Annotated in this window: 27 protein-coding genes, 1 tRNA gene and 1 pseudogene; 15 read left to right on the forward strand and 14 right to left on the reverse strand. The window is 65.9% G+C overall.

Annotated features, from left to right (window positions below; genetic code table 11):
• A partial coding sequence (locus Q7T84_RS06550) for a septal ring lytic transglycosylase RlpA family protein (RefSeq protein WP_304806956.1) occupies nucleotides 1-632 on the reverse strand: 632 nt, incomplete at its 3' end.
• 154 nt (nucleotides 633-786) lie between these two features.
• Here Q7T84_RS06550 and Q7T84_RS06555 point away from each other — a divergent pair.
• A tRNA-Ser gene (locus tag Q7T84_RS06555) sits at nucleotides 787-876 on the forward strand.
• 18 nt (nucleotides 877-894) lie between these two features.
• On the opposite strand, the gene Q7T84_RS06560 is transcribed toward Q7T84_RS06555, so the two are convergent.
• Both Q7T84_RS06560 and Q7T84_RS06565 read right to left on the reverse strand, forming a co-directional pair.
• Complete coding sequence (locus Q7T84_RS06560) at nucleotides 895-1,626, reverse strand: bifunctional 2-polyprenyl-6-hydroxyphenol methylase/3-demethylubiquinol 3-O-methyltransferase UbiG (RefSeq protein WP_304806957.1); 732 nt, start codon at nucleotides 1,624-1,626, stop codon at nucleotides 895-897.
• A complete protein-coding gene (locus Q7T84_RS06565; RefSeq protein WP_304806958.1) occupies nucleotides 1,623-2,648 on the reverse strand; it encodes a RimK family alpha-L-glutamate ligase in 1,026 nt (341 codons plus the stop codon). Before Q7T84_RS06565 ends, Q7T84_RS06560 begins: the two co-directional genes overlap by 4 nt.
• Nucleotides 2,649-2,963: 315 nt before the next feature.
• On the opposite strand from Q7T84_RS06565, the gene Q7T84_RS06570 reads away from it, so the two are divergent.
• The 5 genes from Q7T84_RS06570 (at nucleotide 2,964) to Q7T84_RS06590 (ending at nucleotide 7,960) form a co-directional block, all read left to right on the forward strand.
• Complete coding sequence (locus tag Q7T84_RS06570; RefSeq protein ID WP_304806959.1) at nucleotides 2,964-4,736, forward strand: amidohydrolase family protein; 1,773 nt, start codon at nucleotides 2,964-2,966, stop codon at nucleotides 4,734-4,736.
• Between the two features lie 96 nt (nucleotides 4,737-4,832).
• Nucleotides 4,833-5,417, forward strand: coding sequence for a GbsR/MarR family transcriptional regulator (locus Q7T84_RS06575; protein WP_304806960.1), 585 nt, complete (start codon nucleotides 4,833-4,835; stop codon nucleotides 5,415-5,417).
• A gap of 1 nt (nucleotide 5,418) precedes the next feature.
• Nucleotides 5,419-6,840, forward strand: coding sequence for a cytochrome ubiquinol oxidase subunit I (locus tag Q7T84_RS06580; RefSeq protein ID WP_304806961.1), 1,422 nt, complete (start codon nucleotides 5,419-5,421; stop codon nucleotides 6,838-6,840).
• Entirely contained in the window at nucleotides 6,837-7,844 is a 1,008-nt protein-coding gene (gene cydB / locus Q7T84_RS06585) for a cytochrome d ubiquinol oxidase subunit II (RefSeq protein WP_304806962.1), read from the forward strand. The genes Q7T84_RS06580 and cydB overlap by 4 nt, the downstream gene beginning before the upstream one ends.
• A complete protein-coding gene (locus Q7T84_RS06590) occupies nucleotides 7,844-7,960 on the forward strand; it encodes a DUF2474 domain-containing protein (protein ID WP_304806963.1) in 117 nt (38 codons plus the stop codon). The genes cydB and Q7T84_RS06590 overlap by 1 nt, the downstream gene beginning before the upstream one ends.
• A gap of 15 nt (nucleotides 7,961-7,975) precedes the next feature.
• On the opposite strand, the gene Q7T84_RS06595 is transcribed toward Q7T84_RS06590, so the two are convergent.
• Genes Q7T84_RS06595 through Q7T84_RS06610 form a run of 4 tightly spaced genes read right to left on the reverse strand, consistent with a single transcriptional unit; the run spans nucleotide 7,976 to nucleotide 9,408 of the window.
• Complete coding sequence (locus Q7T84_RS06595; protein WP_304806964.1) at nucleotides 7,976-8,350, reverse strand: GreA/GreB family elongation factor; 375 nt, start codon at nucleotides 8,348-8,350, stop codon at nucleotides 7,976-7,978.
• 19 nt (nucleotides 8,351-8,369) lie between these two features.
• Nucleotides 8,370-8,813, reverse strand: coding sequence for an NUDIX hydrolase (locus Q7T84_RS06600; protein ID WP_304806965.1), 444 nt, complete (start codon nucleotides 8,811-8,813; stop codon nucleotides 8,370-8,372).
• Nucleotides 8,810-9,196, reverse strand: a complete 387-nt coding sequence (locus tag Q7T84_RS06605; RefSeq protein WP_304806966.1) for a GreA/GreB family elongation factor — start codon at nucleotides 9,194-9,196, stop codon at nucleotides 8,810-8,812. The genes Q7T84_RS06600 and Q7T84_RS06605 overlap by 4 nt, the downstream gene beginning before the upstream one ends.
• Nucleotides 9,197-9,219: 23 nt before the next feature.
• Nucleotides 9,220-9,408: a hypothetical protein gene (locus Q7T84_RS06610; protein WP_304806967.1), complete on the reverse strand. Its 189-nt coding sequence runs from the start codon at nucleotides 9,406-9,408 to the stop codon at nucleotides 9,220-9,222.
• 670 nt (nucleotides 9,409-10,078) lie between these two features.
• Between Q7T84_RS06610 and Q7T84_RS06615 the strand changes: the two genes are divergently transcribed.
• From Q7T84_RS06615 to Q7T84_RS06625, 3 genes are read left to right on the forward strand one after another with little or no spacing between them, the layout of a single operon-like run.
• Nucleotides 10,079-10,282 (forward strand): hypothetical protein, encoded by a 204-nt coding sequence (locus Q7T84_RS06615; RefSeq protein WP_304806968.1) that lies wholly within the window; start codon nucleotides 10,079-10,081, stop codon nucleotides 10,280-10,282.
• Between the two features lie 11 nt (nucleotides 10,283-10,293).
• Nucleotides 10,294-10,950: a hypothetical protein gene (locus Q7T84_RS06620; RefSeq protein ID WP_304806969.1), complete on the forward strand. Its 657-nt coding sequence runs from the start codon at nucleotides 10,294-10,296 to the stop codon at nucleotides 10,948-10,950.
• On the forward strand, nucleotides 10,908-11,642 hold the full coding sequence (locus Q7T84_RS06625; RefSeq protein ID WP_304806970.1) for a uroporphyrinogen-III synthase: 735 nt from the start codon (nucleotides 10,908-10,910) through the stop codon (nucleotides 11,640-11,642). The genes Q7T84_RS06620 and Q7T84_RS06625 overlap by 43 nt, the downstream gene beginning before the upstream one ends.
• Nucleotides 11,643-11,679: 37 nt before the next feature.
• Here the strand turns inward: Q7T84_RS06625 and Q7T84_RS06630 are convergent, their stop codons facing one another.
• Nucleotides 11,680-12,957 carry an O-acetylhomoserine aminocarboxypropyltransferase gene (locus Q7T84_RS06630; protein WP_304806971.1) on the reverse strand — a complete coding sequence of 426 codons (1,278 nt, stop codon included), beginning with the start codon at nucleotides 12,955-12,957 and terminating at the stop codon, nucleotides 11,680-11,682.
• Between the two features lie 166 nt (nucleotides 12,958-13,123).
• On the opposite strand from Q7T84_RS06630, the gene Q7T84_RS06635 reads away from it, so the two are divergent.
• Both Q7T84_RS06635 and Q7T84_RS06640 read left to right on the forward strand, forming a co-directional pair.
• Nucleotides 13,124-14,425, forward strand: coding sequence for a dicarboxylate/amino acid:cation symporter (locus Q7T84_RS06635; RefSeq protein ID WP_304806972.1), 1,302 nt, complete (start codon nucleotides 13,124-13,126; stop codon nucleotides 14,423-14,425).
• An 89-nt stretch (nucleotides 14,426-14,514) separates the two neighbouring features.
• Nucleotides 14,515-15,261, forward strand: coding sequence for a hypothetical protein (locus Q7T84_RS06640; protein ID WP_304806973.1), 747 nt, complete (start codon nucleotides 14,515-14,517; stop codon nucleotides 15,259-15,261).
• Between the two features lie 63 nt (nucleotides 15,262-15,324).
• On the opposite strand, the pseudogene ftsZ reads toward Q7T84_RS06640, so the two are convergent.
• The 3 genes and pseudogenes from ftsZ to lpxA all read right to left on the reverse strand — a co-directional run.
• Nucleotides 15,325-16,335: pseudogene (gene ftsZ / locus Q7T84_RS06645) on the reverse strand (cell division protein FtsZ); the annotation flags it as partial.
• Between the two features lie 117 nt (nucleotides 16,336-16,452).
• Nucleotides 16,453-16,608: a hypothetical protein gene (locus Q7T84_RS06650; protein ID WP_304806974.1), complete on the reverse strand. Its 156-nt coding sequence runs from the start codon at nucleotides 16,606-16,608 to the stop codon at nucleotides 16,453-16,455.
• A gap of 57 nt (nucleotides 16,609-16,665) precedes the next feature.
• Entirely contained in the window at nucleotides 16,666-17,460 is a 795-nt protein-coding gene (gene lpxA, locus Q7T84_RS06655; protein WP_304806975.1) for an acyl-ACP--UDP-N-acetylglucosamine O-acyltransferase, read from the reverse strand.
• Between the two features lie 152 nt (nucleotides 17,461-17,612).
• Between lpxA and Q7T84_RS06660 the strand changes: the two genes are divergently transcribed.
• Nucleotides 17,613-18,515, forward strand: coding sequence for a class I SAM-dependent methyltransferase (locus Q7T84_RS06660; protein WP_304806976.1), 903 nt, complete (start codon nucleotides 17,613-17,615; stop codon nucleotides 18,513-18,515).
• Entirely contained in the window at nucleotides 18,512-19,249 is a 738-nt protein-coding gene (locus Q7T84_RS06665; protein WP_304806977.1) for a 16S rRNA pseudouridine(516) synthase, read from the forward strand. Before Q7T84_RS06660 ends, Q7T84_RS06665 begins: the two co-directional genes overlap by 4 nt.
• A gap of 4 nt (nucleotides 19,250-19,253) precedes the next feature.
• Here the strand turns inward: Q7T84_RS06665 and Q7T84_RS06670 are convergent, their stop codons facing one another.
• Nucleotides 19,254-19,865, reverse strand: a complete 612-nt coding sequence (locus Q7T84_RS06670) for a pyridoxamine 5'-phosphate oxidase family protein (protein WP_304806978.1) — start codon at nucleotides 19,863-19,865, stop codon at nucleotides 19,254-19,256.
• Between the two features lie 127 nt (nucleotides 19,866-19,992).
• Between Q7T84_RS06670 and Q7T84_RS06675 the strand changes: the two genes are divergently transcribed.
• Nucleotides 19,993-21,411, forward strand: coding sequence for a CoA transferase (locus Q7T84_RS06675; protein ID WP_304806979.1), 1,419 nt, complete (start codon nucleotides 19,993-19,995; stop codon nucleotides 21,409-21,411).
• Here Q7T84_RS06675 and Q7T84_RS06680 read toward each other — a convergent pair.
• Nucleotides 21,408-22,844 (reverse strand): MFS transporter, encoded by a 1,437-nt coding sequence (locus Q7T84_RS06680; RefSeq protein WP_304806980.1) that lies wholly within the window; start codon nucleotides 22,842-22,844, stop codon nucleotides 21,408-21,410. The two genes, Q7T84_RS06675 and Q7T84_RS06680, sit on opposite strands and share 4 nt — an antisense overlap.
• An 82-nt stretch (nucleotides 22,845-22,926) precedes the next feature.
• Here Q7T84_RS06680 and Q7T84_RS06685 point away from each other — a divergent pair, with 82 nt between their 5' ends.
• Complete coding sequence (locus Q7T84_RS06685) at nucleotides 22,927-23,160, forward strand: sulfurtransferase TusA family protein (RefSeq protein WP_304806982.1); 234 nt, start codon at nucleotides 22,927-22,929, stop codon at nucleotides 23,158-23,160.
• Here Q7T84_RS06685 and Q7T84_RS06690 read toward each other — a convergent pair.
• On the reverse strand, nucleotides 23,132-24,100 hold the full coding sequence (locus tag Q7T84_RS06690) for a YihY/virulence factor BrkB family protein (protein ID WP_370653625.1): 969 nt from the start codon (nucleotides 24,098-24,100) through the stop codon (nucleotides 23,132-23,134). The two genes, Q7T84_RS06685 and Q7T84_RS06690, sit on opposite strands and share 29 nt — an antisense overlap.
• Nucleotides 24,101-24,253 lie beyond the last annotated feature (153 nt).

Genomic DNA, 24,253 nt, shown 5'->3' on the forward strand with positions numbered 1-24,253 from the left:
GCCGGCGCCGGGTTTAGTCCGACGTAGGGCGTCGGACCGTGCGGCATCTGATCGGTCGGCATCGTCGGCGTATAGCCCGCATGGCGCAGACCAGCGTCCGGCGCCCCCAACGGCGCGGGCCCGACGTAGCGGACCCGCACATTGGTGCGGCCCTGCTGCTCAAAGCCCAGTTGCTGGGCGGCGGCCTGTGAAAGGTCGATCAGCCCTCCATCGTGGAACGGCCCGCGATCATTCACCCGCACCTGAATGGACTTGCCATTCTGCAGGTTGGTCACTTCGACGATCGACGGCAGCGGCAAGGTCGTATGGGCAGCCGACAATGCGTATTTATCGAAAACCTCGCCATTGGCGGTCGGCTTCAGGTGATGCTCGGCGCCGTACCAAGTGGCCAACCCCTGCTGGTCATAGCCGGGCTCGTCCTTGGGCGAATACCAGACCCCGGCGACTTGATAGGGCGAGCCAACCTTGTACTTGCCGCCGGCTCCGGTCGGCATCTGACCAGGCGTCGGGCCATCGATAGGATGCTTGGCGGCGAACTTGGGCTGCGGTGTGGCGCAGGCTGCCAGCGCCGCGCCGGCGAGAAACACAACGGCCAGGCTCTGAGCGCGCGTGCGCGAATGGTTACGGATCATGACCGCAGTCCTCTAGATCTACGCTCCCCAGCGCCAAAGGTCGGTTTGATCGTGACCGCAGAACTTTGAGCCAGGGTTAACGCCCAAGGCTTTTTCGTTAAGGCTGTTTGGTGACTTGGAGCCGCCGCCCGGCTCCTGCTATAGCCCCCACCCCGGACGGGTGGCCGAGTGGTTTAAGGCAGCGGTCTTGAAAACCGCCGTAGGTGAGAGCCTACCGTGGGTTCGAATCCCACCCCGTCCGCCATAGCGGCTTGTTTGCGATTCACGTCGACGACACGGCTTGGGCTGGGACTAGGTCCACATAGGTCAGCCGCCAGTTTAGGATCGGGCCATCCGCCCCGTTTGCGATCCCGACGTGGCGCTCCAGCGCCGCTAGCAGTTCAGCTGGCGGGCAGTCTTGCAGGCCGAAGAGGTCAGTGCAGAACTCCAGCATGGCGGCCTGCGAGCCGAACGCCCAAGGGCAATCGCGGTCCTCATAGGCGGCGACCTGCGCACCCTCTACCTGCTCGAACATCCGCCGATCCAGATAGGCGCCCTCGTGCCCGGTTCCGTTGAAACGGCCGACGAAGCCGTCAAGGAAGGCCGCGATCGGAGAGTCCCGGGCGACGTCCGCGGCGTGTAGCACCCCGCCTGGTTCGGTGTGTGAGATGAGCTGGCCAAGAAAGCTGGCCTTGTCCTGGATGTGGTGCAACGCCGCCAGACAGACCACCCGGCTGAACGAGCCAAAGGGCCAAGACTCGGCCGGCTCCAGCAATTTCTCCTCGCCGCTGAACCCGGACGCCAGCTCGTAGCCTTCGACGGTGCAACCGTTGGGAACCATCGCCTGCAGGTAGCCGCCCCCTGCCGGAAGATCGAGGATTGTTTCACCCCCCATCAGCGGCCGCCGGGCGAAGAGTTGCTCGAACTCGCGCCGCCGTGCCCGAGGATGGCGCGTCATCGCCCGGTGATAGGGCTGGCCCCGGACCTCGAAGATGTCGCCGTACTCAAGGTTCATGCGTTCGCTGAGGGTTGGGCGCGCCAGCGCGCCGGATTGGCTAGCAGGCCGCGCAGCGCCTCCAGGATGGTTGCGATCGGAGCGTCCCACATGCTCGGGGATGCGGCGCTGTTGTGCAGTATGTTCATGCAGGCGTTGGCCTCGAACACCAGCATGCCGCCGTCCGGTCGAAGCGAGCAGTCGATCCCGAAATAGTCCAGTTCCAAGGCCTCAGCCACGGCCATCACCGTGGGGCGGATGGCCGGACAGATCCGCTCGGCGAACGCGGCCAACGCGGCCCGCTCCTCAATCTCGGTGTTCTGAGCGCGACGATCAGCGTGCAACAGCCAACTATCGCCGATGATGATGTGACGCAGGAAGATCTCCTGCCCGACCACCACCACCCGGTGCTTGCGATAGAGCCCGTCGGCGTCTGCGAAGTCGACGAACTCGGTGACATAGACCGGCCCGTCGTCGAAGCCGATCTTGGCTGTCTCCAAATCCTCGGGTCGATCGACCTTAATCATGCCCTCGCCGCCATGCGCACCCGCCGCGCGGATCAGCAGCGGGAACGTCAGGCCCGCCACCGCAATCGTCTCGGCGAGCGTCGCCCGATCAGGAGCAGGCGTGCGGATGGTCCGCGGCATGCGCACCCCGGGAAGGTCGGCCAACCTGTCCGCCACCTGGTCGCGGCCGGAGCGCAGCACCGCGGCCGGAGCATTGAAGGCCGGCTGGCGAACTTGCCGGACGACGAGGTCGGCCTTGCCCAGGGCCTCCTCGTAGATGTCGACGTCGGCCATGTAGTTGATGACCGGGCGCCGGCGCATCGTCACCGGCTTCGTCCACTTGCCAGGACCCAGCCACAGTTGCTGGGCGCGCGATAGCAGCTCGGGCACGTAGGGCAGAAAGCTCGCGGTGCCATTGAGAACCATGCGGGGAGGGTCGAAGCCGTCCCGCACGTCGATCTTACAGCTTCGGCCGACGGGTCCACCGCGGATCAAAAGCACTTCGTCAGACGCGATAAGCTGGGAATCAGAACTCATAGATGTCTCTCGAACTCATCGCTCACTTGCCGTGGCGCGCATTGGAGTCGCCAGCATCTCCGGCCGATCCGACGGACGTGTGGGAGCTATGCGACCTTCGCGAGGTCGGCCTGGCTGGTTGATAGGATTTGGGGCGTCCATACCAGACCAAATCGACAGCGCCCGGCCAAACGCCGCGCCTAGCGCCGAAGTCGCTAAAGTCAGGGAAAACAGCATCGATGCGCCTGCAAGCCGGGGCTTGCCGCCGCGTCACACTTTTCGAACATTCGGGATGGAGTCATAGTCGGCGCTGTTGGGTACGCAGGCGCGGACGGAATGACGCTTGCGATGACCTCGACCGAGGGCGGAAGCATGCATGATCTGGTGATCCGTAATGGGCGCGTTATCGATGGCGCCGAGACCGCGGCCTTCACGGCCGACATCGCCGTGGATGGCGGCAAGATCACGGCCGTGGGCAAGATCGACGCGCGCGGGCGGCGCGAGATCGACGCCGCGGGCCTGATCATCACCCCCGGCTGGGTCGACATCCATACTCATTATGACGGCCAGGTGACCTGGGACCCCTATCTCGCGCCATCTAGCTGGCATGGCGTGACGACCGTGGTCATGGGCAATTGCGGCGTAGGGTTCGCGCCGGTCAGGCCAGATCGCCACGAATGGCTGATCGAACTGATGGAAGGCGTCGAGGACATTCCCGGCGCGGCGTTGTCCGAAGGCATCACCTGGAACTGGGAGAGCTTCCCGGAGTATCTCGACAGCCTAGACGGCCAACCGCGTGTCATCGATGTGGCGACCCAGGTCCCGCACGGCGCCGTTCGAGCCTATGTGATGGGCGAGCGCGGCGCGCGCAACGAACCGGCGACCGCGCAGGACATCGCCGAGATGTCCCGTATTGTCGGCGAGGGGGTGGCCGCCGGGGCGCTCGGTTTTTCCACCTCGCGCACCATGCTGCACCTTGCCAAGGATGGTGAACCGGTGCCTGGCACCTTCGCCGCCGAGGACGAACTGCTGGGCATCGGCCGGGCCATGGGCGCGGTCGGCCACGGCGTGTTCGAGATGGCCTCCGACATGGCCCCCGCCGAGGACGAGTTCAAATGGATGAAGGCGATGTCGGCCGAGACCGGCGTCCCGGTGACCTATGGCCTGCTGCAATCGCCGACCAAGGCCGACAACTGGGTGCGCATGCTGGCCCTAACCGAGGAGGCCCGCGCCGAGGGCGCCCAGATCACCGCCCAGATCGCCTGCCGGCCGACCGGCATGGTGCTCGGCTGGCAAAGCACGGTGCATCCGTTCATCGGGCGCGAGAGCTATCGAAAGCTCGCCCCCCTGCCCTTCGCCGAACGGATCGTGCATCTGCGCGATCCCGAGGTGCGTGCGCGAATCCTCGCCGAGCCTTCGAAGCCGATGGGCGCCATCGGCATGATCCTGACCCAGGGCTTCGATCGGATGTTCCGGCTGGAGCACGCCAGCGGGCTGGACTACGAGCCGCGCGCAGAGGACTCGATCGCCGCCCTCGCCGCCGCCACCGGCCGAGCGCCAGATGAGATCGTCTATGACATGCTCATGGAGAAGGACGGTTCCGGCTACATCTACCTGCCGCTGCTGAACTATGCGGAGTTCAACTTCGACCACATCCACGAGATGATGAACCACCCCAATACGGTGCTCAGCCTCTCCGACGGCGGCGCCCATTGCGGCGTGATCTGCGACGCCAGCTTCCCAACCTACATGCTGACCCACTGGGCCCGCGACCGCGTGCGGGGGCCGCGCCTGTCACTGGAAAAGGTGGTGTCCATGCAAACCCGCGACACCGCCCGGCTCTACGGCCTGCATGACCGCGGCACAATCGCGCCCGGGATGAAGGCCGACCTCAACCTGATCGACTACGACAAGCTGGAGATCATGGCGCCTGAAATGGCCTTCGACCTGCCCGCCCAGGGGCGGCGCCTGATCCAGCGCGCGCAGGGCTACGCCGCCACCATCGTCAGCGGCGTGGTGACCTTCGAGGCCGGGGAAGCCACTGGCGAAATGCCCGGTAAGCTGATCCGAGGACCGCAGCACCCCCCGATGGCGATCGCCGCCGAGTAGGTTCCAGTCATGGACGGGTCGCCGCCGCGTCATAGTGGCGGTTGACCCGGCGGCATTATGTTTCTAATTTTCAGGAATTCCTGAAAGTTCACGAAAATGAATTTGCCGCCCCTCACCCAGTCCTTCGTCCTCCACTTCGGGGAGATGGGGAGCCGCTGGGGAATCAGCCGGACCGTCGGCCAGATCTACGCCCTGCTGTTCCTGGCCGAGGACCCGCTGAACGCCGACGACATCACCGAGAAGCTGGGCTTCTCGCGCTCGAACGTCAGCATGGGGCTGAAGGAGCTGACCTCCTGGCGGCTGGTGAAGCTGCAGCACAAACCCGGCGACCGCCGCGAGTACTTCTCCACGCCCGACGACATCTGGGAGATCGTTCGCATCCTGGCCGAGGAGCGGCGCAAGCGGGAGATCGACCCCACTCTCTCCATGTTGCGCCAAGCGCTGGTCGAAACCCCCGCCACCCCGGGGGAGCGACACGCCCAGGAGCGCATGGCCGAGATGCATGGGCTGATCGAGCTGATCACCCGCTGGTCGGAAGATATCCAGAAGCTTGAAACCGAAACCCTCATCCAACTGTTGGAGGTGGGCTCCAAGGTCCAGAAGGTGTTCGAAATGAAAGATCGCCTGAAGGTTGTTACCGGGGGTAAGCTACGGCGACGGCCAAGAACCGAGGGGCAGTAAGATGTTCGACGACATCAGTGCGCTCAATCTGGCGCGGGCTCAATTCGCCTTCACCGTCTCGTTCCACTTCATCTTCCCGGCTCTCTCGATCGGCCTGGCCAGCTACCTCGCGGTTCTGGAAGCGCTGTGGCTGCGCACCAAGAACGAGGTCTATCTCAACCTCTTCAAGTACTGGCTGAAGATCTTCGCCCTGGCCTTCGCCATGGGCGTCGTCTCCGGCATCACCATGTCGTATCAGTTCGGCACCAACTGGTCGGTGTTCTCCGACAAGGCCGGACCGATCATCGGGCCGCTGATGGCCTACGAGGTGATGACCGCTTTCTTCCTCGAGGCCGGCTTCCTGGGGGTCATGCTGTTCGGCATGAATCGCGTGGGACCCAAGTTGCACTTCGTGGCCACCCTGGCGGTCGCGGTTGGCACCTTCATCTCGGCGTTCTGGATCCTGTCCGCCAATAGCTGGATGCAGACGCCGCAAGGCTTCACCATGAACGCAGTGGGCCAGTTTGAACCCGACGACTGGCTGGCGATCATCTTCAATCCATCGTTCCCATATCGCCTGGTCCACACGGTGCTCGGCGCCTACCTGACCACGGCTCTGGTGGTCGGGTCCGTTGGCGCCTGGCACCTCTTGAAGGACAAGACTAACCCCGGCGCGCGGGTGATGTTCAACATGGCGATGGGCCTGGTCGCCGTCGCAGCCCCGATCCAGATCTTCGTGGGCGATTTGCACGGCCTCAATACGCTGGAGCACCAACCCGCCAAGGTGATGGCCATGGAAGGCCACTATCAGAGCCACCCCGACGGTGCGCCGTTGATCCTGTTCGGTATTCCTGATCAGAAGGCCGGCGAGGTCCGCGCTCAGATCGCGATCCCGAAGGCCTCATCCCTGATCCTCAAGCACGACCTCAACGCCCCCTTGGCCGGTCTCGACACCGTGCCGCGTGCGGACTGGCCATCAGTGCCGATCGTCTTCTGGTCTTTCCGCATCATGGTCGGGCTTGGCCTGCTGATGCTGGCGCTCGGGGCCTTCAGCGTCCTGGCGAGGGTTCGACGCAGTCTCTACGATTGGCCGCTGCTGCACCGCTTCGCCGTAGCCATGGGGCCAGCCGGTTTCGTCGCCGTCCTAGCCGGCTGGGTGACGACCGAGGTCGGACGTCAGCCCTTCACTGTCTACCACCTGCTGCGGACAGAGCACTCGGCCGCGCCATTGGATGCTCCAGCCGTCGCCGCCTCCCTGCTCGCCTTCGTGATCGTCTACTTCGTCGTCTTCTCCGCGGGCACCGGCTACATCCTGAAGCTGATGAGCCACGCCCCCCACGCCGGCGAGCCCGGTCTGGAGGAAGGACCCGATCAACCTGTCCGGACGGCCGGCATTACGCCCGCGCCCGGCATCCATCATGCTAGCGAGGGAGATGCGTCATGAGCCAGGCTCTGGACCTCCCGACCATCTGGGCCGGCATCATCGCATTCGCCGTATTCGCCTATGTGGTGATGGACGGCTTCGATCTTGGCATCGGCATCCTGTTCCCAACCTTTAAGCCGGGCCGCGAGCGCGACTCGGCCATGAACTCCGTCGCGCCTGTCTGGGACGGCAACGAGACCTGGCTGGTGCTCGGCGGCGGCGGTCTGATGGCGGCCTTCCCCCTCGCTTACGCCATCATCTTGCCGGCGCTCTACGCCCCGATCATCGTCATGCTGCTGGCCCTGATCTTCCGTGGCGTGGCGTTCGAGTTCCGCTGGCGCGATCCTGATCACCGCGCCTTTTGGGACGTCGCCTTCACCGGGGGCTCGATCATCGGGACCTTGGCGCAGGGGATCACCCTCGGAGCCCTGCTCCAGGGCATCACCGTTGACGGCCGTCAGTACGGCGGCGGCTGGTGGGATTGGCTGACCCCGTTCAGCCTGTTGACCGGCGTCAGCCTCGTGGTCGGCTACGCCTTCCTAGGCGCGACCTGGCTGGTGATGAAGACCGAGGGCGACATGCAGGTCCATGTGCGCAAGATGGCCGGATGGCTGGGCGCGGGGACCGTCGCCCTGATCGGCGTGGTCAGCGCCGTGACACCATTTCTGGAAGGCGCCTATTACGAGAACTGGTTCGCTTGGCCCAACGTCCTGTTGACCGCCCAAGTGCCGCTGCTGGTGCTGATCGGGACCGTGCTGTTCTTCCGCAGCCTGCGGCGCGGTCATGAGCGCTGGCCGTTCCTGCTGGCCCTGGGCCTATTTGGCCTCAGCTTCATCGGCCTGGGGATCAGCATGTTCCCCTATGTGGTGCCGGGCGCGGTGACGATCTGGCAGGCCGCCGCCCCGGACTCGAGCCTGATCTTCATGCTGGTGGGCGCCGTCGTACTGGTGCCTATCATCCTCGCCTACACCGGCTACGCCTATTGGGTGTTCCGCGGGAAGGTCGGGCAGGAGGGCTATCATTGATGACAGCCCGCCCACCGGCTCTGTGGCGCCGACTACTGTGGTTTGTCGGCCTATGGCTCGGCGGTGTCCTGACCGTCGGCGCGATCAGCTTGCTGATCCGCACCTGGCTGCTTTGACACCGCTAGGCCAGGTCACATCTCGATCGAGACGACCTTCACCGCCCGGAGCCGGTCGGCCTCAGACCAGCGGAAAATCGCGTTTTCCATCAGGCCGATCAGCGCCGCGCCCAGCGGTGACAGCATCGAGACATCGTCCGCGCCCTGGTCCTGATCACCAGGATGCGAAAGACGAACTCGGCGCTCCTCTTTCGTGCGCAGGTCGCGGTAGGTCAGCCAGGAACCCGGGCGGACGAACGGCTCCCTGCCGCCGTGGGAGAGAACGCAGAGCCGCTTGAACTCCTCGGCCAACAGGGATGCGCCCGGCGCGTCCCGCGCATGTCCCTCCACCAGGCTCTTCAGCCTAGGGACGTCGTCGGCGAGCGCATAGATCGGTGGACGTGTGAACATGGCTATCCTCGTGTGGTCGTCAGAATTCGACAGGCGGTTTGAAGGTCGACAAGAGAGCGGCCAGTTCAGGCTCCTGAACCAGCCGAGCCCCCTGTTTCGGAGCGCACCAACGCAGGACCCGCTGCCCCTTCTCCGGCCAGGTCTTGGCCAGACCCGAGACCCGCAAGGCGAACACCCCCACCCGGCAATTGACCGCCACGCCGTCCTTACCGGTCTGCACGTAGCGATAGGCGCCGACCTCCCGTAGGCCGACGATCTCACCGTGGATTCCGGCCTCTTCGAAGGCTTCCCGCCGCGCGGTGTCGGCATCCGTGGCGTCGGCTCCATCAGGCCAGCCTTTCGGAAGAACCCAACGCCCGGTGTCTCGCGAGGTGACCAGCAGGATGCGAGGATCGCCGTCACTGCCGATCGTAAACGGCAGGGCGGCGAATTGGCGCGCGGGCCTGGTCCCCTCACCGCTCACTTGCCGATGTCCAGGACGTGCACGCTGCGCACTCCGCCATTCGTCCACCAGCTGAACACATCATCGACGCCCAGGCCCAGCAGGGCCGCGCCGACCGGCGAGGTGACGGGAATGCTGTTCTCATGGATGCTGCCCTGGCCAGGCATGACCACCCGCGCGGTCCGCACCCGACGGCGTTGCACGTCGCAATAGGTGACCCGCGAGCCGATCCGCACGAACGGAGCCCCGGCCTTTGGATCTTCGACGACGGACAGACGGCTGATCTCGGCGGCTAGCAGCACGGGTCCCGGCGCGGTTGCGCCTTCGAGGCTCCGTCCCAGGCTGGCGAGCGCGAGGAAGTCGTCGTTCGAGACGAACACCGGTGGCGGGGAAGTATTGGTCATAGGAAACTCCTTCAAAATTGACGTCAATTGGCGTGGAAATCAGCCGTTGCGGCTGGCGGCCGGCCCCGATCCAGCCAGACGTCGAAGATCGCGCCGATGGGATCATCGAAACGTCCGGCACGGACGGCACGGCTGAAGGTCAGCCAGCGAACGACCCCGCCAAGGGCGGCGAGGGCCGCCATCACCAGGGCGACCATGACGGGACCGGTCATGGGCGACCTCGCGAGACGGCCCCCTGCCCCCGTCGCAGATCGACGGGATAGGCGCGCGGCGAGAGAGCCCGCGGCAGAAATGGAATGGCGCTCAATCTGGCGCCCCGAGCGGCCACGACCACCCTGCCCGTCTCCGGAGAGGCGAGCTTCTTCTGTTGATAAGACATGTTTCGTTCTTGCGCGGCCGAGGCCTGCGGCAAGCTTTCATGCAATTTTTGACAGGGACAATGAAGTCTTCCCCGAACCGCGCGGCGTTCGCCGCAAGCAGTTCGGGGCTAAGACTGTTCGGCGGCGCCGCGTTGTTGCTTCCGGCGCGGGCTGTTCGAGGTCCGCAAATTCATGATGCGCCAAGGATGGGCCAGGGCCTGCCACATGTCAAATCGCGGTTTCTTATCTAGAGTTTCCAGAACCCCGCCGCCCAGCGATTGACTTTCCGACCTGGCTGGCCATCTTCAAGGGGTCATGTGGTCCCTCCCTCCCCCCGATAGCCGTCGCTGCCATGCAGGCCGGCGCGTCGAAGGCGAGCTACCCCGAGCTTAGGCGTCCCCCCGCCGAGTTCGGGGTCGGCTGGCCTGTCCACCAGCCTTTGACGGGACAAATCCACATCCAATCGCCTCCCCGCGCTGACGCTTCTGCGCCGCGACGTTGCGCGCCCGACCGGAGACACGACATGTCATTGAGCCTTCACGATCATCAGCTTCGCATCGCCGATCTGGAAACCGCCCTGGCCGCCCTGGTCCAGACCTTCGCCGGGAGCCATGCCGCCAACACCTTCGCCGTGAGCGAGGCCGCACGCGCCTTGCGCGCCAAGGGAGCGAAGGGCGCGGCGGGGTTGCTAGAGGGAGCGGCCGCCCAGGCCGCCTATCGCCGCTAGGAGGTCAGGCCATGGCGTCGCCGCCCCCAGCCATCGGGATATCCGACTCCATCGTCGCCTCGGCCGCCGCCGCAGCGATCATCGAGGTGCATGATGAGATCCACGACCTGTCCGCCCAAGCCGGACGGGCCGGAATCGTCGCACGTCTTCGCGAACGGGCGGCCGAACTGTCGCAGTCTGGCGCGGCCCGCGAGCAACTGAAAAGCCGCGCCTTGGAAGTGGCCGCCGACGATCTCGCCTGGGGGCGTGCGGCCCTGTCCAACTGGCCGACCTTCTTCGCCGCGGAGCATCGCCCCAGCCCGGAAAGTCGAGCGGAACTGAGGCGGATGGTGACGCCTTACCAGCCCGCCGACGCGGTCGCCGCTTCGGTGGCGGCGACCATTGAAGCTCGCCTGCTGCAGGAGGGCGGCGACTCCTTCGCCGCCGCTCGTCAGCTCGCCGAGCGTCTGGCCGACGAGATCGCCTTGCAGTCCGCCTTGTGGGATGATCCGCGCATCACCGCCGATCTGAACGCGCGCCGGCTGATGCGGGCTGGCGAACTCGGCCTGAGTCTGCGACTCGAGGCGATCAATCGCCGCGAGATCGAACGCACTAAGCCACAGCCGAAAAGGGGCGGCGTCTGGAAATGGTTGAGGGCTCCGTTCGGGCCGGGGGCGGCCCGCGCCTGACTGTCTGGGTCACGCGCACCCTCCCGGGCGCCGCGCTGACCGCGGCGCGCCTGCGAAGGCTGGGTTGGGGACCGTCGGTCGTCCCACTCCTGGAGGTTCGACTGCTCGATACGCCGGTATGCATGGACCGCGTCGGCGCACTGGCCTTCACCAGCCCGAACGGCGTCACCGCCTTTACTCGCCTGCGCGATGAGCGCGCCCTCCCGGTCTTTGCCGTGGGGGATGGAACGGCTGACGCCGCGCGCGGCGCCGGCTTCGCCAAGGTCTTCTCGGCGGCTGGGGACGTGCACGATCTGGTCGCGCTGATCGCCGCGCGTCGAGAGAGCTTCTCTGGCCTGTTGCTGCGACCAGGTCCTGGCAAACCGGCCGGCGATCTTGATAGCGCACTCGCGACGCGCGGAATCCAGGCCAAGAGTTGCGTCGTCTACGAGACCATTGCGACAGACCTAAACGCCAGCATTCCGCAGGTGGCGCGGGTTCTCGCCGGTGATATGGCCGCCGTGCTGATCCACTCGCCACGGGCGGGACGGCGTCTCGCCAGCCTCCTGAACGGGCCGATCCCGGCGTCATGCCGGGTCGTCTGTATTTCCGCGGCGGCGGCCCGGCCATTGATCGAGGTTGGTTGCAACGTCGCGATCGCCGCGCACCCTGGCGAGGCGGGTGTCCTGGCCGCACTCGGCGGGGCCGGATGAAACTCCCGGCGAGCGCTAGCCCGCCGGGAGCTCCAGATCAGATTTGGGCCAGGGCCTGGTCCAGGTCGCCGATGATGTCGTCAATATGCTCAAGCCCAACCGACAACCGGACCACGTCCGGGCCAGCGCCGGCCGCGCGTTGAGCGGCCTCTTCCAACTGCCGGTGCGTTGTCGAGGCCGGGTGGATGATCAGGCTCCGGGTGTCGCCCAGATTGGCCAGATGGGAGAACAGCTTCACCCCGCCGACCAGCTTTACACCGGCGTCGAACCCGTCCTTCAGCCCGAAGGTGAAGACCGAACCCGCCCCGCGCGGCGCATACTTCTGGGCCTTGGCGTAGTAGGGATCGTCCGGCAGGCCGGCATAGGAGACCCAGGCCACTTTCGGATGCTTCTGGAGCCATTGGGCGACCGCCAGGGCGTTCTGGCAGTGCCGCTCCATCCGCAGCGGCAGGGTCTCGATGCCGGTCAGGATCATGAAGGCGTTGAACGGCGAGAGGGCCGGCCCTAGATCGCGCAGGCCGAGAGCCCGGCAGGCCAGGATGAAGGCCACGGGGCCGAAGGCCTCGGTGAAGACCTTGCCGTGGTAGCTGGGATTGGGCTCCGACAGGTACGGGTACTTGCCGCCCGCCTTCCAGTCGAAGCGGCCGCTGTCGACGATCACGCCGCCCAGCGAATTGCCGTGGCCGCCCAGGAACTTGGTCAGCGAGTGGACCACGATGTCCGCCCCATGATCGAACGGCCGGCACAGATAGGGGCTGGCCATGGTGTTATCGACGACCAGCGGCACGCCGGCCGCGTGGGCGACATCGGCGATCGCCGCCAGGTCGGTTATCACGCCGCCCGGATTGGCGATGGATTCCACGAATACAGCCCGGGTCTTGTCATCGATGGCGGCGGCGAAGTCGGACGCCTCGTCGCTATCGATGAAGGTGACGTCCCAGCCCATCCGCTTGAAGCTCTGGCCCAGTTGATTGATCGAGCCGCCATAGAGCTTGCGCGAGGCGACGATATTGCAGCCGGGCTCCATCAGGGTGTGGAAGACAATGAACTGGGCCGCGTGGCCGCTGGCCACCGCCAGGGCGGCCATGCCGCCTTCCAGCGCCGCGACGCGCTCTTCAAGCACGCTGGTCGTGGGGTTCATCAGCCGGGTGTAGATGTTGCCGACCTGATCCAGATTGAACAAGGCCGCGGCGTGATCGGCGTCATCGAAGACATAGGACGCGGTCTGATAGATCGGCGTGATCCGCGCCTTGGTGGTCGGATCGGGCGCGGCTCCAGCATGGATGGCCAAGGTTTCGATCTTCGGGGAGGTCATAGGCGTCCTTCCTGCCCATAAGGGCGCTCCGTCTGAGTTGCAGCGCCCTGGCTCTCACACTCCCGCCAGAGTTCCAACCGTTGGATGCAAACCTATCGCTTTTGCAGGCAGGTTCCGCCTATCGTCATCTGCGACGCCGGCTCTCAGCGTAGTTCAGGAAGTCCCCATGGCGACAGGTCCCGACGTTCAGCCGACAAAAGCGCCAGCACGCCGAGGCTTCATCCAGCGCTACTGGTTCGATGTCGTCCTGTGGAAGCGTATCCTGGCGGCTCTGGTGCTCGGCACGATAGCCGGTCTGGCGCTGGGCGAGGTCGCGACCCAGATCAAGTGGATGGGCGACGTCTTCATCCGCCTGATCCGCATGGTGGTGGCGCCGCTGGTGTTCTTTTCCATCGTCTCCGGGATCGCCGGCATGAGCGATGCGCGCCGGCTGGGCTCCATCGGGGTCAAGACCCTGGCCCTCTATCTGACGCTCACCGTGATCGCCGTCACCGTCGGCCTGACCATTGGGACGCTGTTCCAGCCAGGGGTCGGCATGAATGTCATGGGCGCCACGCCGGAGGTCATCGCCAAGGCTCCACCGGGCCTCGGCGAACACTTGATCAGCATCATCCCGACCAATCCGATCGCCTCGCTCGCCGCGGGCGAGATTCAGTCGGTGATTTTCTTCGGCATACTGGTGGGCCTGGGAATCCTGACCATCGCGCCCAAGGCCGAGATCGCCGCGCGCGTGTTCCAGGCCGGCGCCGATGTCATGCTTCAGATCGTTCGCTTCATCATGGAGGTCGCCCCATTCGGCGTCTTCGCCCTCGTGGCCTGGGTGATGGGAACCTCCGGACCCGGCGCTTTCGTTCACGTGTTGAAGCTCGCCGCCGGGCTGATCGTCGGCTGCGCGATTCAGACCCTTTTGATCCACGGCGGGTTGATCCGGCTGGTCGCCAGGTTGCCCGTGCTTCCGTTCTTCCGGGACATCACCGACGCCGTGACCATCGCGTTCTCGACATCGTCCAGCGCCGCGACGCTACCGGTCGCCATGCGGGTGGCGGAGAAGAACCTGGGCGTCAGCCACACGGTCGCCTCAACCGCCCTGCCGCTCGGCGTGACCCTGAGCATGGACGGCACCGCGCTCTATGTCGCTCTGCTGGCCATGCTGTCGGCCCAGGCGTTCGGGGTCGATCTCACCTTCGCCCAGTACTTCATGCTCGCCCTGACAACGACGGTCGTGGCTCTGGGCACGGCTCCGGTGCCCTCGGCCTCGCTGTTCATGCTGGCGGCTGTGCTTCAGGTGATCGGGCTTAGCGCCGAACAGACCGCGCTGGTCGTCGGCTTCGTCCTGCCGTTCGATCGCCTGCTCGACATGACCCGCACCATCACCAACGCCACCAGCGACCTCTCGGTGGCCGTGACGGTCGCCAGATGGGAAGGCGAACTGGACGAAGAGGTCTACCGCATGAAGCCGGTGGAGTAGATCAATCGGACGCGCGGCATAGGGGCTTTCCCGGACAGCGATCGCGCGCCGCGGGCGTCATGCTCAAGCCTTCCACGCGAGGAACGGCCATGCGTCACGTCACCGGATTTGTTGTCGCCCTGGCGACTTGGCTGATCGGGACTGCGTCGGCCCAGGCCCAAGACGACTGGCGCGTCGAGATCACGCCATATATCTGGCTCGCCCTGCCGCAGGGCGACATCGCCGCCATCGTGGAGAATTCCGATTCCGACGTCCGCGCCCATTTTGACGACGTGGGCCTGTCAGGCGCCTTCACGGGGGCCGCCGACGTTCGCTACGGGCGGTTCGGGATGCTGGGCGACCTGACCTACTACAGCATCGAGGCCGACAAAGACCTCACGATAGGTCCTCTTCCGGCCATATCCGGCAAGGTCGAGTTGGCGGGAACGAAGGCCTTGCTGGTGGCCTACTACCGAGCCTATCAGACGGAAAAGTCATCCGTCGACGTCATGGCCGGCGTCCACTATCTGGGCGCCGATCTCGACGTGGACGTGATCGGCGCCAATCGCCAGATTTCCCGCAGCGTCGATGACGATATGTGGGATCCAGTGATCGGCGTCCGGGCCAAGACCCGGCTCACTGAACATATCGGATTGGCCGGCCTGGCCACCTACGGCGGCTTCGGCGTGTCCTCGGACTCGCTGTACGAGCTCCACGGCTATCTGACCTACAGCTTCACGCCGAAAATCACCGCCGAGGTCGGCTATCGATACTATTCGGCTGACTGGTCGGGCGACCGGATCAAGTACGACGCCGCGCTCGGCGGGCCGGTGCTCGGTGTGACCTTCGGCTTCTAGCTACCAAAAGCGGCGGGTCGCCGGCGCCTGGTCGCCGCCCTGCTCGACAGCTTCAGGCTGCGGCGCGGTCGGAACCGGGCCAATCGGGGCGTCGGTGTTGCCCGAGGTCATGCCGGTCGCCACGACCGAGACCCGCAGCTTGCCCTCCAGCGAAGCGTCGAACGCGGCTCCGAAGATGATGTTGGCGTCCGGATCGGCCTGGTCGGCGATAACGTTGGCCGCCTCATCGACCTCCAACAGGGTCATGTCGGAGCCGCCGGTCACATTGACCAGCACGGCCTTGGCGCCGGCCAGCGAGGTCTCGTCCAGCAGCGGGTTCTGGATGGCGTTGTGAGCCGCGACGCTGGCGCGGCCTTCGCCGATCGCTTCGCCGGTGCCCATCATGGCGTTGCCCATGCCACCCATCACGCTGAGCACGTCGGCGAAGTCGAGGTTGATCAGGCCCGGCAGCACCATCAGGTCGGTGATCGAGCGCACGCCCGCATGCAAGACCTGGTCGGCCATGTTGAAGGCTTCGGCGAAGGTCGTCTGCTCGGTCGCGATGCGGAACAGGTTCTGGTTCGGCACGATGATCGAGGTATCGACGAACTGTTGAAGTTCGCGCAGGCCGGCCTCGGCCAGCCGCATCCGGTGGCGGCCCTCGAAACGAAACGGCTTGGAGACCACGGCGACCGTCAGGATGCCGCGCTCACGCGCGCAACGGGCCACGAACGGCGCGGCGCCTGTGCCGGTGCCGCCGCCCATGCCCGCGGTGATGAAGACCATGTCAGCGCCGTCCAGGTAGTGGACGATGTCGCTCATCGACTCTTCAGCGGCGCTCAAGCCGGCGTTCGGGTTGGCGCCCGCGCCCAGACCCTGAGTCACATGCATGCCGAGTTGAATGCGCTGGCTGGCGAGCGCCAGCGAGAGCTGCTGAGCGTCGGTGTTGGCGACGACGAAATCGACGCCTTCCAGACCCGATTCGATCATGTTGTTGACGGCGTTGACCCCGGCGCCTCCGACGCCGAACACGACGATACGGGGCTTCAATTGGGTGACCGCCGGCCGCGAACCGTTGTGGGGTGACACTGCCATGCTCCGAAAATCCCTCATACGTCCCTGCCGTGATCGGCGGCGATTCCGCAACCGAACGCCGACCAGTTCCACAGGATTGTGGTGCGAACCGGGCGGTCCGCGACCTATCCCCAGCTCTTAGAAAGTGTTCGCGACCTGCGTGATCCACATGACCAGCGCGCACAGGGCGGCGCCGGTCACCATGCCACGCATAAAGGCGCCGTGCCGATCCCACCAGATCCGGCGCGCCCGAAAGCGCTGCGCCCGATCTATTCTCCTGCGTCCAATGGCCATGGCGGTCCCTTCGCCTATCGGGCGACAAACGGCAAGCCGAAGGTGGACGATTGGGCGCTAGGCCGCAGTTGCAAAGCTTCGCCGGGGCGCGGTGATCACCCCACGCGCGCTGCTTCGCAGGAAGGCCGTCAATCGCCTGACCCGCTCGTCGCCATTCCCCGCATCTACCGCCGCAATCCGTTCAGCCATTGGGGCTTGGCCGAGAAACAGCGCGCGATAGGCGCGCTTCAGCGCGCCGACCTCGGCCGTCGAAAGTCCCGCCCGCTTCAGGCCCACAAGATTCAACGACACCAGCCGGGCGCGGTCGCCCTGCACCAGGCAATAGGGCGCGACATCCTGGGTCACGATGGATCCGCCCGCCACGAAGGCCAGGGATCCGATTCGCACGTGCTGATGGAGCGCGCAAAGACCACTAACCTGAGCTAGGTCCTCGATCTCGACATGGCCGCCCAGGGTCGCGCCGTTCGCCAGGATGATGTCGTCGCCCAGCCGGCAATCGTGCGCCACATGAGCTGTAGCCATCACCAGGTTGCGCGAGCCGAGGACAGTGATCGCGTCGCCGCCGGCATGGACGGTCACGAACTCTCGAAAGACGTTCTCGTCGCCGATCATCAGCCGCCCGACATCGCCGCTGCGTCCGGCGATCTGTGGGCTCGCGCCGATCGAGCAGGAGGCCAGGAAGCGATTCCCGGCGCCGATCTCGGTATCGCCTTCGATGACCACGTGTGGGCCGACGACATTCCCGGGGCCCAGGCGAAAACCCGGGCCGATCACCGCATAGGGGCCGATCTCGCAGCTCTCATGGATAGATGCGCCGAAGGCGATAACGGCCGTAGGGTGAATGCTCGACATTCGCCGGACCCTAGGCCTGGATCCGACAGCGCCAACTCAACTTGCGTGTCCGATTGCGACGGGCGCGGCGCGGCGCCGAATGATCGTCGCGGCGCTGGGCCGCTTGATCGCCTACATGTAGGCCTTGAGATTCGCCACTTCGGACCTGCCCATTGCCCGCCGCCGTCTATGGAACTCCCCTCGCCGACGTCCTGGAGACGCCAAAGGGCGCACGCCAGCTCTCACCGCTGCTGCCTGGCTCCGACGATGTCGCCCAGATCGCCGATGCGTCGCTGGACGAAATCGTGCTGCTGGTCCCGCCTGGAGCGGTGGAGGCGCGCTATGTGGTCGCCCAGGCCCTGCGGGTCCTGGCGCCGGGCGGCACGCTAAGCGCGGCGGCGCCCAAGGATCGCGGCGGCCTGCGCCTGAAGCGCACCCTGGAGGGCTTCGGTTGCGAGGTCGCCGAGACCGCCCGCCGCCATCATCGCATCTGTGAGGTCGAACGGCCTGCCGCGCTCACCGGGCTAGACGAAGCCATCGCCGAGGGCGCGCCGCGTCTGCTGCCCTCCGGTCTGTGGTCGCAGCCTGGCGTGTTCAGCTGGGAACGTCTCGATCCCGGCAGCGAACTGCTGATCCAGCATCTGCCGAAACTGAAGGGCGAGGGCGCCGACCTTGGCGGTGGAATCGGCTGGCTGTCGCTTGCCGTGCTCAAGCAGCCCGCCGTAACCAAGCTGCGGCTCATCGAACTCGACCGCCGCGCGTTCGACTGCGCGCGGCGCAACGTCGAGGACGCTCGGGTCTCCATCGAATGGGCCGACGTGCGCAAGGTCGCCGCCCCGCTCACCGACCTCGACTTCGTGGTGATGAACCCGCCGTTCCACGATGGCGGGGCGGAGGACCGCGCCCTCGGGCAGGCCTTCATCCGAGCTGCGTCCAGCGCTCTACGAAAGGGCGGCACGCTCTGGCTGACGGCTAACCGCCACCTCCCCTACGAAGCTGTGCTCAACGAGGCGTTCAAGGTGGTGAAGCCGGTGGCCGACGCCGGCGGTTTCAAGGTCTATGAGGCGCGCCGATGAGTAAGACGCCGACCATGCGGATCGACCGCCTGCTCTCCAATCTCGGCTATGGCAGCCGCAAGGAGATGCACGGCCTGGTCGCCGCCGGTGAAGTGACCCTCGATGGGACTGAACTCACCGACGCCAATGCACGGATCGCTATCGGCGCGGACCTGCCGTCACGCATGTTGATCATGGGCAATCCGGTCGATCCGCCGCCGCCAGTCGTCATCATGTTGCACAAGCCGGTCGGCGTGGTGTGTTCGCACAAGGAAACCGGTCGCCGCATCTACGACCTACTGCCGCCCCGCTGGCGAGTGCGCGATCCGGCGCTGTCCAGCGTTGGTCGGTTGGACAAGGACACCTCGGGGCTACTGCTGATCACCGACGACGGCGGTTTCCTGCACCGGGTGATCTCGCCCAAGCGTCATGTGCCCAAAAGCTACATCGCCACGCTCGACCGTCCCCTGACAGGTGAGGAAAGCGCGGTGTTCGCCGCCGGAACCCTGATGCTGGAAGGCGAGGAAAAGCCCCTGCTCCCGGCGATCCTGGAGCCTTTGTCTGACACCAAGGCGCGCCTGATCATCGAGGAAGGCCGTTACCATCAAGTGCGGCGCATGTTCGCGGCGGTCGGCAATCACGTGGTCGAACTGCACCGCGACCGTATCGGCGGCCTGACCTTACCCGATGACCTGGCGCCTGGGTCCTTCCGCGTTCTTCCGGCGGAAACCGCCGAGCAGGTGTTCGCGGGCTAAGGCCTCACCACATGGTCCTGGCGGCGCGCTCGGGCCATTCCTCATCATAGGCCTGGCCGCCCACCCGCGCCTGGCTCATGGTCGCCAGGATATCGCCCGGCGTCGGCAGGCTCGCCGGATCGACATACCGCTCCGGGTTCCACAATTCGGAGCGGACGATCGCCCGCGCGCACTGGAAGTAGACCCGCTCGATGTCAATCACGATCACTGACCTGGGTGCCTGGCCCTTCACCGCGAAGGACGCCAGCAGATCAGGATCGACCGACAGATGGGCCGTTCCATAGAGCCGCAGGGTCGTCCCCGAACCGGGGATCAGGAACAACAGCGCCACACGCGGATCACGGACAATATTGCGGAGCGAGTCGCAGCGGTTGTTGCCGCGACGGTCCGGCATCATCACCGTGCGATCATCCACCACCCTCACCGCTTGGCCGGAGTCGCCGCGCGGCGAGCAGTCGAGCCCCTCCGGCCCTGCGGTCGCCAAGGCCACGAAGGGTGAGGCGTCCATCAGCGCGCGATACTGCGGGGTGATCCAGTCGGCTTCCTTGACGGTGGAGGTCTCGCCCGGCTGCCCATAGAGGGCTTCAAGCTCTTCGATCGTGGCGATGGTGGTCATATTGCATCCCGCACGTAGTTCGCACCGGGTTCTAGACCAGTACGGTCAAGGCGTCAGCCTCGCGGGATGCGGTTGCCCTGCACTCGCCCGGCCCCATACTGCCGCGTAACAATTGGGGAACGGTGTGATGACGACGGCGACCGATGCGTTCGCGCAACTGATGCGGATCGCGGGCAAGGCGCCCGGAGCCTCGATTGTCATCAGCGAAGGCGCGCCGGGACTACAGACGCGTTTTCATGCCGAAGCCGCCGCGGCGGCGGCCCTCGCCGCCACGGGAGCCATGGCCGCGGACCTATGGACCCAGCGCACCGGCCAGGCCCAGAAGGTCGCCGTCTCGACCCGTGAGGCTGGCGCGGCGCTGATCAGCTTCGCGTTTCAGAAGTTCGCCGATGCGTCGCGAGCGCCGCCGACGCGTCCAGAGGATGCCGGCGGCGGCGGGCGCGGAACCCCGGCCATGGGCTTCTTTCCGACCAAGGATGGCCGCTGGGTCTTCCTGCACCCCAGCTTCCCGGCTAGCGCCGCCAAGCTGCACAAGCTGATTGGGTCGCCGCGCGATGTCGCGGCGGTGGCCGCCAACGTCCTGACCTGGAACGCGCTCGATTTGGAGAACGCGATCGCCGAGGCGGGCGTTTGCGGCGCCATGGTCCGCACGGCCGAGGAATGGGACACCTCCGACCAGGGCTTGATCCTGGCCTCTCGGCCGGTCGTCGAGGTGGTCAAGATCGCCGAGGGACCGCCCATGCCCCTGCCGATCCACGGAGACCGCCCGCTCTCAGGTATCCGGACGTTGGACTTGACCCGCGTCCTGGCCGGGCCGACCTGCGGCCGCACCCTGGCCCAGTATGGCGCGGACGTTCTCTATGTGGCCTCGCCAAAGCTGCCCGCGACCGAGTTTTTCATCAGCGACGTCAACCACGGAAAGTTGTCGACTTGGCTTGACCTGACCGACCCCGCCGACCTCGCGCGCCTCAAGGCCCTCGTCGCAGATTGCGACGTCTTCAGCCAAGGCTACCGCCAGGGTTCGTTGGAGCAGATGGGCCTTGGTCCACTCGACCTCGCCCGGCTGCGGCCTGGCATTATCTACACCTCGATCAACGCTTACGGGCACGAGGGGCCCTGGAGCCAGCGCCCAGGCTGGGAGCAACTGGCCCAGACCGTCACCGGCATGGCCGACATTCAAGGCGGGGATGCGGGTCCAAAGCTCCAACCCGGAGCGGTCACCGACTACACGACCGGCTTCCTCGCCGCCTTCGGGACCATGGTCGCCCTGGATCGCCGCGCCCGCTTTGGCGGCAGCTATATGGTCCGCGTCTCCCTGGCCCAGACCGGCACGTGGCTCCGTGGCCTGGGGATCAAGCCGGCCCAAGCGCTGGACGAGGTCAAGCCGCTGACACCCGAGGAGATCGACGGCTGGCGGATCGATTCAGAGTCGGGCTTCGGCCCGGTCCGCCACCTGCGGCCGCCGGTTTCCCTTTCGGCGACGCCGACGGCTTGGTCACGGCCGACCGTGCCGCTCGGCAGTCATCCGCCGGCTTGGCCCGCCTAGGGGGCGTCGTCCGCCACCAGGGAGAGCGGCGGCGCCACATCCTCCAGAGATTTACGCTCCGCCGCGACACCCAGGAACAGCTCGACAATCGCCGCGACGATCATCAGCCCTCCGCCCAGCAGATAGCCCCACAGGATCTGGCTCCGCTCGCCGGTGTCGATCAGCGCCCCGAACAGAGCCGGCCCAGCCACCCCGCCGAGCAGGGTCCCGAAGGCGTAGAACAGCGAAATCGTCACCGCCCGGATCTCCAGGGGAAAGCTCTCGCCGACCGTCAGATAGGCCGCGCTGGCTCCAGCCGAAGCGAAGAAGAAGATCACGGTCCAGGCCGCCGTCTGCGTCGTCGCGGTCAGCATCCCCTCGGAGAACATCCAGCCGGTGAGGCACAGCAGCACGCCCGCCACCCCATAGGTCAGGGCGATCATCGGCTTGCGCCCGACTGAATCAAAGAAGTGCCCCAGCAGCAAAGGACCCATGAAGTTCCCCGCCGCGAACGGCAGGATGAACCAGCCGATGGCTGACCCCGGCACGTCGTAGAATTTGGTCAGGATCAGCGCGTAGGTGAAGAAGATCGCGTTGTAGCAGAAGGCTTGGGTGGCCATCAGCACCAGCCCCAGCGTGGTGCGTTTGGGGTGATGGACGACCAGTGTCTTGGCGATATCGAACCATGAGGTCCGCGTCGGCCGCAGACGCAGGGTTGGCAATTCGCTGGCCGGCGACAGTGGCTTGCCGCTGGATCGCTCCACCCCAGCCTCAATCGCCTCCATGATCGCCAGCGCCTCCTGCGGCTTGCCATGGGTCATCAGCCAGCGCGGGCTCTCGGGGATGTAGCGCCGGATGAAGATCACGATCAGGGCCAGTAGGCCGCCGATGATGAAGGCCAGCCGCCAGCCCCAGGCCTGATCGACGACCTCAGGGTTCAGCACCACCAGGGAACCGGCCGCGCCGAGCGCCGCGCCGATCCAGAAGCTGCCGTTGATGACTAGGTCAGTATAGCCGCGCCGCCGCGCCGGAATCAGTTCCTGGATCGCCGAGTTCACCGCGCCGTACTCGCCGCCGATCCCCGCGCCGGTCAGGAACCGGAACAGCATGAAGGACCAGAAGTCCCATGCGAAGCCAGTGGCGATGGTGGCCGCCAGATAGACCCCGACCGTGATGGTGAACAACCGGCGGCGGCCGAAGGTGTCGGTTAGCCGCCCGAACACCAAGGCTCCCAAAACCGCGCCCAGGATATAGGCGCTGCCGGTCAGGCCGATCTGGGTCGTGGTGAGACCAAGGCCTTGGGAGATCGCCGGCGACAGCGAACCAACCAGGGTCACCTCCAGCCCGTCCAGGATCCAGGTGATCCCCAGCGCGGCCACGACCAGCCAATGAAAGCGGCTCCACGGGAGCCGGTCCAATCGCGCAGGAATGTTGGTTGTAAAAGCCTGACTCACGCACGCCCCCCTCACTGAATGCAGTCAGGGAAACGCGAAGGCCCTGCTTGGGTTCAGTGGCGAGAGCCTGTATGGCCCGGGCATGTCATCGTCAGAGATCATCGTGGACGCCCGCGGACATCGCTGCCCGGTCCCCACCCTGCGCCTGCGCCGCGCGCTCGAAGATGCTCCAGCGGGCGCCAATGTCCGACTCTACGCCGACGATCCGCTCGCCCGGATCGATGTTCCCCACTTCGCCGCCAGCTCCGGGTTCGATATCCTGGATGCGGCCGAGGACGGCGGCGTGCTCAGTTTTCTGATCGCGAAACCAGCTTAGGTTTCTCCCGAAGATCGGTCAGCAGCGGCAGGGAACGTCGCTGGTTCAGCACGATCTCAATCTCCGTCGCGAAGGCGCCGCCGAAGAACACGGCGTTTACGCTCCAGGACAGCCAGATCAGGAAGATCACGACCGCGGCCACCGAGCCATAGGTCGCGCCAAGATGCGCGATCTGCTCGACATAGAAGGCGCTGGCCCAGGATACGAACAGGCAAAGTATCGCCGCCGAGGCCCCGCCGAGGATCGAGGCGCGCCAGTCGACGGGCCGGCTCGACATCGCGAAACGGTAGATCAAGCTCATGGCGAAGGTTAGGCCAAGGCTGGCCCAGGTCCATTCGCTGTATAGCCAAGGCACCCCGGCCAGCGGCTTGAGCCCGAAGGCCGCCGCCACGAAGCGGAAGTAGAAGAAGACCACTGAAAAGAACGCCATCATCGCGAAGGCGGCGATCAGGACCCCCAGCGCCAGCAGGTTGAAGCCGAGAAAGCCTCGCGGCGCTTCGTCGTCGTGGATGAACGACAACCCCGCCAGCAGGGCCTTGAAACCTCGGTGCGCAGCGTAGCCGCCGACCACCAGCGCCACGATGCTCTGCGTCGAGACCGCTTGGAACGGGGCATGGGCCAGCCGCTCCAACTCGCCTTGGAACAGACTCTGCGCGCCCGCCGGCATCAGCCGCGCCAGCATTTCGGCCTGGTGGGCCGCGGTGCTGGGATCAGCCAGCAGGCTATAGATCCCGATGCTGATCGCCAGAGCTGGGAAAACCGCCAGCATGACGAAGAACGAAACGCCCCCGACATAGAGCATCACGTCCCGCCCCCAGAGCCGGCTCAGGGCCCGCGCCGTGATGACCAGGGCCAGGCGCAGCCAGTGCGAAGGGTCCCAATCGATCTCTCGTAGACGGCGGATTCTGTGGCTAAGCGACATGGGGCGGAAGGTGGTCAAGGTCGCACCCAGGCGCAAGCGATCATCGCGTGTACCTCGCGCACGCGAAACGGCGCGCCGTTCCCTTGCGAGAAGCCGGCGCGCCGCCGATGGGCGTGTCGTTCCATCAGACAGGTCGTCACCTCAAGGGACGGGAGAACGCGACGACCAATC

The organism is Phenylobacterium sp., assembly GCF_030654915.1.
GTDB lineage: Bacteria > Pseudomonadota > Alphaproteobacteria > Caulobacterales > Caulobacteraceae > Phenylobacterium.

Bases quoted from the DNA above. Each gene is read 5' to 3' on its own strand.
- Q7T84_RS06630 (WP_304806971.1), bottom strand. From the start codon at position 12,957: ATGACCTCCCCGAAGATCGAAACCTTGGCCATCCATGCTGGAGCCGCG.
- Q7T84_RS06570 (WP_304806959.1), top strand. From the start codon at position 2,964: ATGACGCTTGCGATGACCTCGACCGAGGGCGGAAGCATGCATGATCTG.
- Q7T84_RS06665 (WP_304806977.1), top strand. From the start codon at position 18,512: ATGAGTAAGACGCCGACCATGCGGATCGACCGCCTGCTCTCCAATCTC.
- Q7T84_RS06605 (WP_304806966.1), bottom strand. From the start codon at position 9,196: ATGACCAATACTTCCCCGCCACCGGTGTTCGTCTCGAACGACGACTTC.
- Q7T84_RS06565 (WP_304806958.1), bottom strand. From the start codon at position 2,648: ATGAGTTCTGATTCCCAGCTTATCGCGTCTGACGAAGTGCTTTTGATC.
- Q7T84_RS06635 (WP_304806972.1), top strand. From the start codon at position 13,124: ATGGCGACAGGTCCCGACGTTCAGCCGACAAAAGCGCCAGCACGCCGA.
- Q7T84_RS06640 (WP_304806973.1), top strand. From the start codon at position 14,515: ATGCGTCACGTCACCGGATTTGTTGTCGCCCTGGCGACTTGGCTGATC.
- Q7T84_RS06675 (WP_304806979.1), top strand. From the start codon at position 19,993: ATGACGACGGCGACCGATGCGTTCGCGCAACTGATGCGGATCGCGGGC.
- Q7T84_RS06615 (WP_304806968.1), top strand. From the start codon at position 10,079: ATGTCATTGAGCCTTCACGATCATCAGCTTCGCATCGCCGATCTGGAA.
- Q7T84_RS06650 (WP_304806974.1), bottom strand. From the start codon at position 16,608: ATGGCCATTGGACGCAGGAGAATAGATCGGGCGCAGCGCTTTCGGGCG.
- Q7T84_RS06595 (WP_304806964.1), bottom strand. From the start codon at position 8,350: ATGTTCACACGTCCACCGATCTATGCGCTCGCCGACGACGTCCCTAGG.
- Q7T84_RS06685 (WP_304806982.1), top strand. From the start codon at position 22,927: ATGTCATCGTCAGAGATCATCGTGGACGCCCGCGGACATCGCTGCCCG.
- Q7T84_RS06670 (WP_304806978.1), bottom strand. From the start codon at position 19,865: ATGACCACCATCGCCACGATCGAAGAGCTTGAAGCCCTCTATGGGCAG.
- lpxA (WP_304806975.1), bottom strand. From the start codon at position 17,460: ATGTCGAGCATTCACCCTACGGCCGTTATCGCCTTCGGCGCATCTATC.
- Q7T84_RS06580 (WP_304806961.1), top strand. From the start codon at position 5,419: ATGTTCGACGACATCAGTGCGCTCAATCTGGCGCGGGCTCAATTCGCC.
- Q7T84_RS06560 (WP_304806957.1), bottom strand. From the start codon at position 1,626: ATGAACCTTGAGTACGGCGACATCTTCGAGGTCCGGGGCCAGCCCTAT.
- Q7T84_RS06590 (WP_304806963.1), top strand. From the start codon at position 7,844: ATGACAGCCCGCCCACCGGCTCTGTGGCGCCGACTACTGTGGTTTGTC.
- Q7T84_RS06610 (WP_304806967.1), bottom strand. From the start codon at position 9,408: ATGACCGGTCCCGTCATGGTCGCCCTGGTGATGGCGGCCCTCGCCGCC.
- Q7T84_RS06625 (WP_304806970.1), top strand. From the start codon at position 10,908: ATGGTTGAGGGCTCCGTTCGGGCCGGGGGCGGCCCGCGCCTGACTGTC.
- Q7T84_RS06575 (WP_304806960.1), top strand. From the start codon at position 4,833: ATGAATTTGCCGCCCCTCACCCAGTCCTTCGTCCTCCACTTCGGGGAG.
- cydB (WP_304806962.1), top strand. From the start codon at position 6,837: ATGAGCCAGGCTCTGGACCTCCCGACCATCTGGGCCGGCATCATCGCA.
- Q7T84_RS06620 (WP_304806969.1), top strand. From the start codon at position 10,294: ATGGCGTCGCCGCCCCCAGCCATCGGGATATCCGACTCCATCGTCGCC.